12 protein-coding genes and 2 pseudogenes are annotated in these 12,518 nt (G+C 61.6%); all 14 read left to right on the top strand.

The window, feature by feature from the left end; translation table 11 throughout:
- Positions 1-429: pseudogene (locus tag F8K16_RS01900) on the top strand (hypothetical protein); the annotation flags it as partial.
- 265 nt (positions 430-694) lie between these two features.
- On the top strand, positions 695-1,105 hold the full coding sequence (flgB, locus tag F8K16_RS01895; protein WP_294946168.1) for a flagellar basal body rod protein FlgB: 411 nt from the start codon (positions 695-697) through the stop codon (positions 1,103-1,105).
- Positions 1,106-1,117: 12 nt separating this feature from the next.
- On the top strand, positions 1,118-1,528 hold the full coding sequence (gene flgC, locus F8K16_RS01890; protein ID WP_294946165.1) for a flagellar basal body rod protein FlgC: 411 nt from the start codon (positions 1,118-1,120) through the stop codon (positions 1,526-1,528).
- Between the two features lie 14 nt (positions 1,529-1,542).
- Positions 1,543-2,271 carry a flagellar hook capping FlgD N-terminal domain-containing protein gene (locus F8K16_RS01885; protein ID WP_294946162.1) on the top strand — a complete coding sequence of 243 codons (729 nt, stop codon included), beginning with the start codon at positions 1,543-1,545 and terminating at the stop codon, positions 2,269-2,271.
- A 33-nt stretch (positions 2,272-2,304) separates the two neighbouring features.
- A complete protein-coding gene (locus F8K16_RS01880; RefSeq protein WP_294946159.1) occupies positions 2,305-3,822 on the top strand; it encodes a flagellar hook protein FlgE in 1,518 nt (505 codons plus the stop codon).
- Between the two features lie 250 nt (positions 3,823-4,072).
- On the top strand, positions 4,073-4,825 hold the full coding sequence (locus F8K16_RS01875) for a flagellar basal body rod protein FlgF (RefSeq protein ID WP_294946156.1): 753 nt from the start codon (positions 4,073-4,075) through the stop codon (positions 4,823-4,825).
- A 14-nt stretch (positions 4,826-4,839) separates the two neighbouring features.
- A complete protein-coding gene (flgG, locus tag F8K16_RS01870; protein WP_294946153.1) occupies positions 4,840-5,631 on the top strand; it encodes a flagellar basal-body rod protein FlgG in 792 nt (263 codons plus the stop codon).
- A 9-nt stretch (positions 5,632-5,640) separates the two neighbouring features.
- A complete protein-coding gene (locus F8K16_RS01865; protein WP_294946150.1) occupies positions 5,641-6,333 on the top strand; it encodes a flagellar basal body L-ring protein FlgH in 693 nt (230 codons plus the stop codon).
- A gap of 186 nt (positions 6,334-6,519) precedes the next feature.
- Positions 6,520-7,611, top strand: a complete 1,092-nt coding sequence (locus tag F8K16_RS01860; RefSeq protein WP_294946147.1) for a flagellar basal body P-ring protein FlgI — start codon at positions 6,520-6,522, stop codon at positions 7,609-7,611.
- A gap of 12 nt (positions 7,612-7,623) precedes the next feature.
- Positions 7,624-8,034, top strand: a complete 411-nt coding sequence (locus tag F8K16_RS01855) for a rod-binding protein (protein WP_294946143.1) — start codon at positions 7,624-7,626, stop codon at positions 8,032-8,034.
- A gap of 22 nt (positions 8,035-8,056) precedes the next feature.
- A complete protein-coding gene (gene flgK, locus F8K16_RS01850; protein ID WP_294946140.1) occupies positions 8,057-9,799 on the top strand; it encodes a flagellar hook-associated protein FlgK in 1,743 nt (580 codons plus the stop codon).
- 11 nt (positions 9,800-9,810) lie between these two features.
- On the top strand, positions 9,811-10,812 hold the full coding sequence (gene flgL, locus F8K16_RS01845; protein ID WP_294946137.1) for a flagellar hook-associated protein FlgL: 1,002 nt from the start codon (positions 9,811-9,813) through the stop codon (positions 10,810-10,812).
- 70 nt (positions 10,813-10,882) lie between these two features.
- On the top strand, positions 10,883-12,058 hold the full coding sequence (locus F8K16_RS01840) for a transglycosylase SLT domain-containing protein (RefSeq protein WP_294946134.1): 1,176 nt from the start codon (positions 10,883-10,885) through the stop codon (positions 12,056-12,058).
- A 170-nt stretch (positions 12,059-12,228) separates the two neighbouring features.
- Positions 12,229-12,518 (top strand): annotated as a pseudogene (locus F8K16_RS01835) (sugar phosphate nucleotidyltransferase); the annotation flags it as partial.

Below are 12,518 nucleotides of genomic sequence, written 5' to 3'. Positions count from 1 at the left end.
CTCCTGCGCCGACTCGTGGAAGGAGAGGCCAGTGTGGGGCGTGACAAGCCTTTCGGTGGTGCAGCTTTCATGCGCACGCCCACCGGTCGGGCGATGCTGGAGCAGGTGGTGGCCGAAACGGAAAAGGTGATGAAGACCCTGCAATGTGCACCGTTCGAAGCACAGGTGCTGGAGCGGCGTCAGGATGCTGACGGCAAGACCCACATTCTGTTCTTCGCCACGCCGGAGAGCGGTCTGAAGGAGGGTGATCAGCTGGCGGTGTATCACCGGCTGGCGCCGACGGTGCGCATGGGCGGCCAGTCGCTGGGCACCGACCGGGTGCCGGCGGGGTTCGTTCGTGTGGTGCGTCTGCAGGACCGTTTTGCCGTGGCGGAGATCGTGGCGGGAAAGCGGCGCATCGAGGAGGGGGACCTGGTGCGCAGCTGGTAAATCCTGCTCGGTTGTCAATGTCCCGGCTACCGGCCTTTCTCAGCCCGCTGCATATGCGGGTTTTTTGTTTCTGAGCGCTGGAATACGGGGTCTCCCCTGATTTTGCCGGATGCCGGTCTGGCCACGCCGCCGCGACGGAAATTTTTCCTAAAGTTTTGCCGCCTGCTGCCGATAGCGGCAACTTTTTGCCGACTTTAGCGGTTTTTGCCAGTTTGGCATCGAGGTTGCTTGGTGGCGAAGTGAGACGACTTTGGATGACGAGACGATGACAGATATTTTCGGCATTCACGCACAGGCCCTGCAGATCCGCGCGCAGCGGGCACAGTTGCTTGCGGCCAATCTGGCCAATGCAGATACGCCCAACTACAAGGCGCGCGATATTGACTGGCGCACGGCGCTGAAACAGGCTGCCGAGGGTCAGGCGGCGCCGAAGGCGTTCCGACCGGAACTGGCGCGCACCAATCCGCGTCACATCGAGGCTTTTGGGGAGCCGGCCTTTGATGACGATCTGCTCAAATACCGCATGCCCACGCAGCCTTCGCTGGACGGGAATACGGTGGAGACGCATATCGAGAAGGCCCAGTTCATGGAAAACGCGCTGCAGTATCAGGCGACGCTGGATTTTCTCAACGGCAAGATCAAGGGCATCCGCAAGGCGTTGCGGGGTGGTGAATAAGGAGGCTGAAACATGGGGTTCTTTCATATTCTCGACATTTCGGCCACCGGTCTGCATGCTCAGACCATTCGCCTGAACACCACGGCGTCCAACTTGGCCAATGTGGACTCGGTCAGCTCCAACGCCAATGAGGTCTACAAGGCCAAGAAGCCGGTGTTTCAGACCATTCTTGATGAAGCGACTGGCGAGCCGGTGGGCGGGGTGCGCATCCGGGAGATCGCCACCTCCAAGGCACCGCCCAAGATGGAATACGCGCCCCACCATCCCATGGCGGATGAGAAGGGATACATCTATCGACCGAATGTGAATGTGGTGGAGGAGATGGCGGACATGCTGTCAGCTTCCCGCACCTATCAGACCAATGTGGAGGTGATGAACACCTCCAAACAGTTGTTGCTGCGCACGCTGCAGCTGGGCAAGTAAGGAGATAGATGATCATGGCCGTGCTCAACCAGGTAAACACATTCGACCGTGCCACCACCACGCTGCCGCAGCCCAATACGGGGCTTGATCCGGATGAGGTGCTGGCGGCGCTCAACGCGCCGGGCAAGCCGCAGGCGCGGGATCTGGGGCTGGGGCAGGAGGATTTCATGCGCCTTCTGACCACGCAGCTGCAGAATCAGGACCCCACCGATCCGATGGATCCCAAGGACATGATCACGGATCTGACCGGCTTCAATCAGCTGGAAGCCATGCTCAAGCTCAATGCTTCCGTCGAGAACATGGTGCAGGGCTTTGCCAGTCTGCAGACCATGCAGGCGGCCAGTCTGATCGGCAAGTCGGTCAAGGTGGCCGCACAGGAAGTGGAGTATCAGCCGGGCCTGACACCGCAGATCCGTCTGACCAGCGACCAGCCCCTTCAGGATGTCAGACTTGTGATCAGTGACGGCAACGGCCCGGTGAAGGAGATCGCGGTTGGCACGCTTAATGCAGACAGGCTGGCCGAGTGGGACGGCACGGACGAGAGCGGCAATCCAGTGCCCGCAGGCACCTACAAGCTGACCGCCTATGGCACGGATGCCAATGGCGAGATTCAGAGCGTCACGACCATCGTGCCCACGCGGGTCACCAGCGTGGCGGTCGAGCCGAGCGGGGCCAGCCTCAAACTGTCACTGGCTACCGGTGAGGTGGTGGACCTCGACAGCGTGCGCGAGATTTCGGAATAACGGTTTGACAGAACACACAAGGGAGAAGCAGCCATGGCAGCAGCATACGATCTGACGGCACTGAGCGGCATCAACGGCGCCTCGCAGGGGCTGGCGGTCATTTCCAACAACCTGGCCAACTCGCAGACATTCGCCTTCAAGGCGTCGCGCTCCGAGTTTGCCGACATTTTCTCCGGTGCCCAGAACGGTCCCGGCCGTGGGGTGCGCGTGGCGGCCATCACCCAGGATTTCAGCCAGGGCACGCTCAATTCCACCGGCCGCGAACTGGACATGGGCATTGACGGCGAGGGCTTCTTCATCATCGAGGACAAGACCGGCAAGTATCCGCAGCTCTATACCCGCAACGGCTCTTTCAAGGTGGACAAGAACGGTTTTCTGACCACCCAGGAGGGCAACCGCGTGCTGGGCTATCTGCGCAATGACGCGCTGTCCACCGAGACCAAGCCGGTATTCGACACCACGCTGTCGCCCATCGATCTGGACGAGCTCAACAAGCGTCCCAAGGCGACCGAGCTGATGAACTTCGACATCAACCTGGACGGACAGGAAGCCAACAATGTGGACGCCGCCGGCAACTCCGTCGGCAGCGCCACGGCCAACAACCTGCAGAAGCTGACCGACCCCACCACGGCGGGCAGCAACTACACCGGTTTTCCCGACTTCTCCACCAACAAGATCATCTATGACTCCCTTGGTGGCGAGCACCGCCTGACCGCCAACTACTACAAGCGGGATGTGGTCACGGCAGCCAATTCCACCGTGGATGCCGACGGGGATGGCAACAACGACAAATACACCAGCTGGATCGTGCAGTACACGGTGGAGGACAAGGACCCCGACACCGGGCAGTGGGTCACCAGCGGTCACTGGTTCAACGACCCGTCCACGCCAAAGACCACCACCGGCATCATCTACGAGCTGCGCTTCGCCACTGACGGCAGCCTGATCGACGTGCGCCAGCCCAACGACAACAAGAACCCGGTGGGGCAGGACAACCCCAATCAGGAGCTGCCGGCGGCCAGCTGGACCTCCGTGGGCAAGCAGCCCCAGATGAGCTGGATCATCGACAATCCGCTCACCGGTGCCACCGACCCGCTGGGCAATCCGGCCACCCTGGCCATTGACGTCAACTACAAGGATTCCACCATGTACGCCGGCACCTACAGCATCCGCGGCGTCACCCAGGACGGCTACAAGGTGGGGGATCTGGTGGGGCTGTCCACCGGACGGGATGGCGTGATCGAGGCGCGCTACTCCAATGGCCGCTCCATTCCGGTGGCGCAGCTGGCACTGGCCAACTTCACAGACAAGAACGCGCTGGACAAGCTGGGTGCCCAGACCTATGCCGAAACCTACGCGTCCGGCACGCCCAGTCTGAGCACACCGCAGCAGAATGGCTTCGGGTCCATCATCGCCGGCTCGCTGGAGTATTCCAATGTGGATGTGGCCAACGAGCTGGTCAACATGATCCAGACGCAGCGGATGTATCAGGCCAGCGCTCAGGTGATCTCCACCTCCAAACAGCTGACCCAGACCATCCTCAACCTCTGACAATCCATCTTTTCTGGTCGGTTGCCGGCAATTTATTGCCGGCTTTTTTGTATCTGCCGCCGGCAAAATTTGCCACATGATTTATCGGCAGGTCGGGAGAAAACTTTAGCGAAAATTGGCACGCTATTCGCTTTTCACCAATCGACACCGATGAAAAGGCGTCAAGCCGCTGACACACAAGGGAATGGCTTAACAGGTGTCCCGGGCCGCAAGGCCCGGTTTCAACCGAACAGGAGAGGAAACCGGACCGATGGACAGAATGGTCTACATCGCCATGAGTGGCGCCAAGGAGGTGATGCTGGCCCAGGCCAACAACGCCAACAACCTGGCCAATGCCACCACCACCGGTTTCATGCAGGACTTCAACCAGTTCCGCGCCATGCACGTGGAAGGGCCGGGCTGGGACGACCGCGCCTACGCGCTGGACGAGCGTCCGGCCACCGACTTCACCCCGGGTGCGGTCAAAGTCACCGGGCGGGATCTGGATGTGGTCATCCCCAACGGTTTTCTTGCCATTCAGGCGCCGGACGGCACTGAATCCTATAGCCGAACCGCCAGCATGCATGTGCTGGAAGACGGCTCTCTGGTGGACCAGCGGGGCGCGCCCATGCTCAACATCACCGGCGCGCCCATCTTTCTGCCGCCGTTTCGCAAGATCGACATCGGGCAGGATGGCACCATCTCCATCGTGCCGGCGGACGCGCCCAACAACAACCCGGTGGTGGTGGACCAGCTGCGACTGGTCGCCCCCAACGAGAAGGATCTGGTGAAGGGAGAGGATGGTTTCATCCGTCTCAAGCCTGGCGCGCTCATGGGCGAGGAGGCGCTGGTGCGTGCCAATCTTCGCCTGATCAAGGGCGCGCTGGAAACCTCCAATGTCAATGTGGCGCAGGCGCTGGTGAACATGCTGGAGCTGTCGCGCAAGTACGAGCTGCAGGTCAAGATGATGAAGACCGCCAAGGACCATTCCGACGCCACCGACAAACTGCTGCGCATGAGCTGAAGGAGTAGCGAGCGATGATCAGAGCCATGTATGTCGCCAAGACAGGACTGGAAGCTCAGGAAACCCGTCTGGCCGCCATTTCCAACAATCTGGCCAACGCCAACACCTATGGCTACAAGACTGGGCGCGCCGAGTTCGTCGATTTGCTCTATCAGAACGTGCGTCAGCCGGGGGCGCAGGCCACGCAGGACACCGCCAACACGCTGCCGTCCGGCCTGCAGCTGGGGGCTGGCGTGCGCACCGTGGGCGTGCAGAAGCTGCACACGCAGGGCAACCTGCTGATGACCGAGCAGCAGCTGGATGTGGCCATCAACGGCAAGGGCTTTTTCCGGGTGCTGGACCAGAACGGCGAGGTGATGTACACCCGGGACGGTTCCTTCCAGCTCAACCAGAACGGCGACCTGGTGACCAGCTCCGGCTATCTGGTGGACCCCAACATCAACATTCCGGCCAATGCGCTGGAGGTCATGATCTCCAAGGACGGTCAGGTATCCGTGCGACTTCCGGGCGACCCCAACCCCAATGTGGTGGGACAGCTGCAGCTGGCCACCTTCATCAACCCGGCCGGTCTGGAGTCCATCGGTGACAACTTCTACCGGGAGACCACCGCCTCCGGTGCGCCCACGGTGAACAACCCGGGCACGGAAGATGCCGGGCAGGTGATTCAGGGCGCGCTGGAGGCGTCCAACGTGAACACCGCAGGCGAGCTGATCGAGATGATCGAGGCGCAGCGCACCTACGAGATGAACTCCAAGGTGATCGCCGCCGCCAGTGGCATGCTGCAGTTCCTCAACAACACGGTGTGAGGCAGAGTCATGAAAGGCGTTAAGGCAATGATGCTTGCGGGACTGGTGGCGCTGGGCGGCTGTTCCACCGCGCCGGAGCGCATGCAGAAGTTCGACTATCAGCCGGCCTATCCGGCCAACATCGGTCAGAAGCCGTTGCCGAAGAACGGCTCCCTGTTTCAGGGCAACGGCAACCTGAGCCTGTTCGATGACGCCCGCGCCCACCGGGTGGGGGATATCATCACCATCAATCTGGTGGAGAAGTTCAAGGCCAAGAAGAAGGATGAGACCAAATACAACCGCGCCAATGATCTGGACCCGGGCGGCGTGAGCCTGTTCGGCAGGAGCGATGCCCAGATTCTCAAACAGGCGGCCGGCCTCTTCTCCCCGCTGAAGATCACCGGCTCCAAGACCAGCTTTCAGGGCAAGAGCGACATCAAGCAGGATTCCAGCATCAACGGCAAGATCGCCGTGATGGTGACCGAGGTGCTGCCAAACGGGAACCTGGTGGTCCGGGGAGAGAAGTGGATCACCGTCTCCGACGGCGAGGAGGTGGTGCGTTTCGCCGGCATCGTGCGTCCGCAGGACATCAGCCCCGACAATACCATCGACTCCACCAAGGTGGCCGACGTGCGCCTGATCTACAAGGACACCGGCTATGCCGGCGACATCAACCGCCCCGGCGCGGTGCAGAAATGGTTTGCGCGCTATTGGCCGCTGTAAGTTTCTGAATTAAAATAGTTTCTCCACCGGCTCGTTTTTTCTGATCTCCTTTTTGGCGAGCCGGTTTTTTTATGCCCACCGTTCCTGAACCGCCTTATCGGCCATTTCCCCACATTCTTGAGCTGGTTTTGGCACGTTCCATGCATGTTTTTTCCTGACAAAAAGCCAACACACAAGGGAATGACCATGCTGACCAGAAAAGTGTTCTTTGCCGTGCTGATGCTGATGAGCGCCGTGGCGCACGCGGAACGGGTCAAGGACCTGGCCTTCGTCTCCGGCGTGCGACCCAACCATCTGGTGGGCTACGGTCTGGTGGTGGGGCTCAACGGCAGTGGCGACAAGACGCCCATGGCCGAGCAGAGCCTCAAATCCATGCTGAAGAAGTTCGGCATTCACCTGCCGCCGGGCATCAAGACCAACAGTAAGAACATCGCCGCCGTGGCGGTGCACGCCGACCTGCCGCCGTTCGCCAAGCCGGGGCAGAAGATCGACGTGACCGTCTCCTCGCTGGGCAACGCCAAGAGCCTGCGCGGCGGCACGCTCTTGATGACGCCGCTGAAGGGCATCAATGGCGAGGTGTATGCCGTCGCCCAGGGCAATCTGGTGGTCAGCGGGCTGGATGCCTCCGGCAATGACGGTTCCAAGATCACCATCAATGTGCCCAGCGTGGGACGCATTCCGGATGGCGCCATTGTGGAGCGGGCCGTACCTACCGGCTTCGACCGCGGGCCGACGATCACGCTCAACCTGCGTCAGCCGGATTTCACCACCGCCACGCGGCTGATGAACGCCATCAACAAGACCTTCGGCAAGGGCACGGCGAGGGCGCTGGATGCGGACTCCGTGGAGGTGCGCGCCCCGCGCATGCCCTCTCAGCGGGTCAGCTTCCTGTCCGTGCTGGAGAACATTCAGGTGGACCCGGATGACGGCCCGGCCAAGGTGATCGTCAACTCCCGCACCGGCACGGTGGTCATCAGCAAGAGCGTGCGCGTGATGCCGGCGGCGGTGACCCACGGCGGCCTGACGGTGCGGGTGTCCGAGGCGCCCAAGGTGGTGCAGCCCAATGCGCTGGCAGGCGGCAACACCGCCGTGCAGCCGGATTCCGCCGTCTCCGTGGAGGAGGGGGGCAAGCGCATGTTCAAGTTTGACGCCGGTGTGACGCTGGATGAGATTGTCGAGGCGGTCAACAAGGTGGGCGTTTCGCCCAGCGATCTGGTGGCCATTCTGGAGGCGCTCAAGCAGGCCGGCGCCCTGCAGGCCGAGCTGGTGGTCATCTGACGGAGGGCTGACATGGACATCAATGCCGCGCCCATGACGCCTGAGCAGGCCAGCATCTACACCGACCTGCACGGGCTGGAAAAGCTCAAAAGCCTGTCGCGCACCGACCAGAAGGCGGCGCTGAAGGCGGCGGCCCAGCAGTTCGAGGCGCTGTTTCTGCAGATGATGTTGCGCCAGGCCGCCAAGGTGAACTATGACGACGAAGGCCTGGTCACCTCCGAACGTACCCGCTTTTTCCAGCAGTGGTATTACGACCAGCTTGCGCAGGATATTGCAACTAAAGGTTCAATCGGTCTGGCCGATCAACTGGTTGAGCAGCTGTCTCCCCGTCACCCCACCATGACGGTGGAGGAATACGAACAGAAAAGCCGCACCGGCCAGCTGCCCGACACGGCCACCGCTTTGAAGCTCAGACGGCCGTAAACCGACCGGAAAGGATTGAGACATGGCAGATCTGTTGACCATCGCCCTCTCGGGCGCCCGCACTTTCCAGCGGGCGCTGGATGTGACCTCCCATAACGTGGCCAATGTGAGCACTGAAGGCTACCACCGCCAGCGGGTGGAGATCAGCAGCAACAACCCGCAGATCGTCGGTCCCACCTTCAACGGGGGCGGCAGCCGGGTGGAGGACATCCAGCGTGTCTATGCCGACTGGCTGTGGCGGCAGAAGCTTCAGGCCACCAGTCTCAACGAGCGCTATGGCGCGGCGCTGGAAAACGCCAAGTCGGTGGAGGGCATCATTGCCGCCAATGACGGTGGCGTGCAGGATTTCCTGCAGCGCTTCTTCGACAGCCTGCAGAACCTGGCCAACGAGCCCCTGTCCACGGTCAACCGCAACATGCTGCTGGACGAGGCCACCAATCTGGAAAGCCACATCCAGAACATCACCGCCTTTCTCAACGACCACCAGACTCAGGCCAACGCCCAGATCAGTTCGTTGGTGGACACGGTCAATCAGCAGCTTGAGGTGATCCAGCAGGCGAACGAGATCATTTTCCGTGCCCGCACGGAGGGCACCTTTCCACCCAACGACCTGCTGGACAAGCGTGACCAGGCCATCATGAAGCTGGGCGAGCTGATCGACGTGCGCACCTTCGAGCAGCCCAACGGTATGGTGGACGTCTATATTGGCAACGGCAAGCTGCCGCTGCTGTCGGACAACACCCGGGTTCCATTTACCGCTGAGCTGGGTCCCTACACCCAAGAAGGGCGCATGGAGGTGTATCTGGAAATCGGCGGCCAGAAGCGGGTGGTCAGCGACCTGATCACTGGCGGTAAGCTGGGCGGTGTTCTGGACTATCGCAGGAACATGCTGGATCAGGCCCAGCGGGAGCTGGGCCTGACGCTCAACGGGCTGGTCAACGCCTTCAACATCCAGCACCATCAGGGCTGGGATCTCAATGGCAATGCAGGGGGCGACTTTTTCCAGCCACTGAATGTGGATGCGGTGGCCCGCAATGACAATGCCGAGCAGAACGGTGCGCTCATCACCGCCCAGTATGTGCCGGTGGCCCCGGCACCAGGCGCTCCGGCGGATTTCAGCGCCATTGCCGACTATCAGCCGCGTGACTACCGGCTGGAGTATGACGGCAGCGTCTTCTACGTCTATGACAGGGTGACCGGCCAGCCGGTGACCGACAGCAGCAACACGCCCATTACCATCGCCCCGGGCAGCAGCGCCACGGTGGACGGCCTGCAGATCTCCGTGGCCACCGGTGGCTATGCCCAGGGCGATGAATTCATTCTCCAGCCCCACCAGAATATGCTGGAGAACTTCAAGCACATCATTACGGACCCGGATGCGATCGCCACCCGGGGGGAAGATCCCAACAGCCCCGGCAGTCCGGCACCGGTGGGCGATAACACCAACGCCGCCAACCTGGCCAACCTGTCGTTAAAGAAGCTGCTCTACCGGGGCGCCAACAACAACCCGTCCAGCACCATTCTGGAAGGCTACTCCCGCATGGCCTCCAATGTGGGCCTGTACACCTACGGCACCCAGATCAATCTGGATGCGCAGAAAAACGTGCTCAACGAGGTCAACAAGCGGGTGGAATCCCTCTCCGGCGTCAATCTGGACGAGGAGGCCGCCAACATGATGCGCTATCAGCAGGCCTATCAGGCCTCGGCGCAGATGATTCAGGTGTCCAACACCCTGTTTGAAACGCTCATCGGCGTCATTCGCTGAGGGAGGTTGAAATGGTTGCACGCATCTCCACCAATCTGTTCTACCACACCGGTCTGGATGCCATGGAGACCCATGCCGAGCGGCTGCTGAAGATCCAGGAGCAGCTCAGCTCCGGCAAACGGGTCAACCGTCCCAGCGATGACCCGGTGGCGGTCAGCAAGCTCCACAACCTCAACCGCGCCATGGCGACCATTGACCAGTTCGTGGAAAACGGCCGTTACGCGCGTTCCCAGCTGGAACTGGAAGATACGGTGCTGGATGACGCCACCAGCGTGTTGCAACGGGCGCGGGAGCTGACCATCCAGATGATGAACGACAGCTACAGCGCTGCCGACCGCAAGGCCACCGCGCAGGAGATCGACCAGCTGATCAGGCATCTGGCCAATCTGGCCAATACCCGCACACCGGAGCATGAGCTGCTGTTTGCAGGCTACGCCAGCGACATTCCCGCCGCCTTTGCCGACAGCAACAGCGACGGCTTCTACGAGTATCAGGGTGCCCAGTCGGGTCAGAGGTTCGTACAGATCGGCTTCGACAACGACAACTATGTGGCTCCGGATGACCAGGGCGACCCCAGCCGTGTGCGTATCGGCGACCGGGGAGATGCCGTTTTTGTCGCCGATCCGAATGCGGGCGCCACCCTCACCATAAGCCGTCCCGGCGGGGGCACTGCCACGGTGGAGAACAATGTGCTCAATGTGCTGATCAACCTGCGCGACTGGCTCGATGCCGGCGAGCAGCCGCCGCCGGAAATCGGTGACCAGCTCTACAAGGGCATCACCGCCATAAGCGAGGCGCAGGCAAGGCTGGGCGGGCGCATCAACCGCATCGACAGCCAGTATGAGGCGCTGCAGACCTTCCAGCTGACGCTCAAGGACCACAAGAAGAACCTTGAGGAAGTGGATGTGGTCAAGGCCACCGCCGACTTCACCCAGACCCAGACGGCGCTGCAGTTCGCCCAGCAGGCTTTCGCCCGCGTGCAGCAGATGTCCCTGTTCCAGTATCTGCGCTGAACCTTCTCCTGTCGCCCCATGTCACCGGGGCGATACTTCAAACTGGCACTGAACTTGCGAAAAGCAGGGCATGGTGACAGTTTCCCGACATCCGCTTGATCGTGTGGCCGTGCGGCTGTTTGCCGCCAGCGTGCTGCTGAGCATCGCCTCGCTGGCCGGTGCCGTGGCGCTGCTGTGGCCGCACGACGGGGAGGAGGCGCACGCACCCGCCGTCTCCCCGGCCGGTGTGCACGCCGCAAGCCGTATTGCGCCCGTTCTGCCTGAAAAAGCGCCCGAAACCCCGCCAGAAGCGGAAAAAAAGACACCGCGCACCGCCGCGGTCGAAAACCATCCTGTAAAAATGGGGGAGGCCCCGTCTCCCGCGCCTGTAAAACATGAAGCCACTTCCCAGACGCCCCCGCTGGATTTCAAGCTGTTCAATGACGAGGCGGTGGTGTGGTTCGATCCGCAGCGTTTGCGCTGGCGGGACCGGGTGCGCGTGCTTACCCGGCTGATGCTGCTGCCACAGCCGCCCACCGTTGAGGCGCTGCTGGACGGCAAGGGCATTCCGTTGCTCACTCCCCCCTGGCTATTGGGACGGGTGCGGGATGTCGGCGGGCAGCCAGTCCGCTACCCCTATCAGGCCGCCCGCTATGCTGAAATCCTGCTCAAGCGGGCCAGGAAGCTGGAAGACGGTTGGCTCGAGGTGAGTGTGCCGCTGAGACCACTCAATGTGCGGCAGCGGGCGCATGCGTGGGTCAAACCGGTGAAAAGGGCGGCGGAGGATGTGGATCCAGCGCTGGTGCTGGCCATCATGGAGGTGGAAAGCGGCTTCCGCGAGCGTGCCGTCAGCACCAGCGGGGCCGTGGGGCTGATGCAGTTGCTGCCGGATCAGGCCGCACGGGATGTGGCTGAGCGCTGGGGGCGGCCATTGAGTGTTGAGGACCTGTTCGATGGCCATACCAACCTGCTGGCCGGCACGGCCTACCTGTCCGCCCTGCAGCAGGACTATCTGGCCGGTGTGGCCGATCCGCGCAGCCGTGAATACCTCACCATCGCCGCCTATAATGGCGGCATTGGCGCAGTGTTGCGCCTGTTCGGAGCCACACCGGAGACGGCCGTGGCCACAATCAACCGTCTCGGGCCGGAACGGGTCTATCGCCGCCTGCGCTATCAGTTTCCGCGCCATGAGACGCGCCGCTATCTGGAAAAGGTTTTGCAGGCCCGGCGGCGTTACGCCCAGTGGATGAAGGAACATGCAGTCTGACTTCTGGCACGACCATCCGGTGCTTGCCACCGCCATGGAGAGGGGAGGGTGGCAAATTGCGCTGATGTGTGACGAAGAATGACATTTGAAGGGGCATCCCGGGCGGGAGGTGTCAAGTGTGCCCTTTTGTGTCATGTGAGGCTTGAAACACCGGCAAAGGTGGTTTTGGCGCTCGTCTTCGCCCGCTCACTCAGGAACGTCCCAAGCCACTGCTTCATGTAGGCGACAAGCCCATTCTTGAACACATCCTCGAGTCCTTTGTGGAGCATGGCTTCCGCCGTTTCTATATCTCCGTACACTACAAGGCCGAGATGATCCGTGAGCATTTCGGTGATGGCCGTCGTTGGGGCGTGGAAATCGACTATCTGCACGAAGATGAACCACTGGGGACGGCAGGTTGCCTGACTCTGCTACCAGATGAAGCGCTGCAGGCGCCGGTCATGGTGATGAACGGTGACAT

Origin of the sequence: Sulfurivirga sp. (genome assembly GCF_015490265.1) — a bacterium.
GTDB lineage: Bacteria > Pseudomonadota > Gammaproteobacteria > Thiomicrospirales > Thiomicrospiraceae > Sulfurivirga.
The sequence above is the reverse complement of the archived record's forward strand: the minus strand, read 5'-3'. Positions and strand labels throughout refer to the sequence as shown.

Coding starts and splice junctions, on each gene's coding strand:
- flgB (WP_294946168.1), top strand. CDS start 695: ATGACAGATATTTTCGGCATTCACGCACAGGCCCTGCAGATCCGCGCG.
- flgC (WP_294946165.1), top strand. CDS start 1,118: ATGGGGTTCTTTCATATTCTCGACATTTCGGCCACCGGTCTGCATGCT.
- F8K16_RS01885 (WP_294946162.1), top strand. CDS start 1,543: ATGGCCGTGCTCAACCAGGTAAACACATTCGACCGTGCCACCACCACG.
- F8K16_RS01880 (WP_294946159.1), top strand. CDS start 2,305: ATGGCAGCAGCATACGATCTGACGGCACTGAGCGGCATCAACGGCGCC.
- F8K16_RS01875 (WP_294946156.1), top strand. CDS start 4,073: ATGGACAGAATGGTCTACATCGCCATGAGTGGCGCCAAGGAGGTGATG.
- flgG (WP_294946153.1), top strand. CDS start 4,840: ATGATCAGAGCCATGTATGTCGCCAAGACAGGACTGGAAGCTCAGGAA.
- F8K16_RS01865 (WP_294946150.1), top strand. CDS start 5,641: ATGAAAGGCGTTAAGGCAATGATGCTTGCGGGACTGGTGGCGCTGGGC.
- F8K16_RS01860 (WP_294946147.1), top strand. CDS start 6,520: ATGCTGACCAGAAAAGTGTTCTTTGCCGTGCTGATGCTGATGAGCGCC.
- F8K16_RS01855 (WP_294946143.1), top strand. CDS start 7,624: ATGGACATCAATGCCGCGCCCATGACGCCTGAGCAGGCCAGCATCTAC.
- flgK (WP_294946140.1), top strand. CDS start 8,057: ATGGCAGATCTGTTGACCATCGCCCTCTCGGGCGCCCGCACTTTCCAG.
- flgL (WP_294946137.1), top strand. CDS start 9,811: ATGGTTGCACGCATCTCCACCAATCTGTTCTACCACACCGGTCTGGAT.
- F8K16_RS01840 (WP_294946134.1), top strand. CDS start 10,883: ATGGTGACAGTTTCCCGACATCCGCTTGATCGTGTGGCCGTGCGGCTG.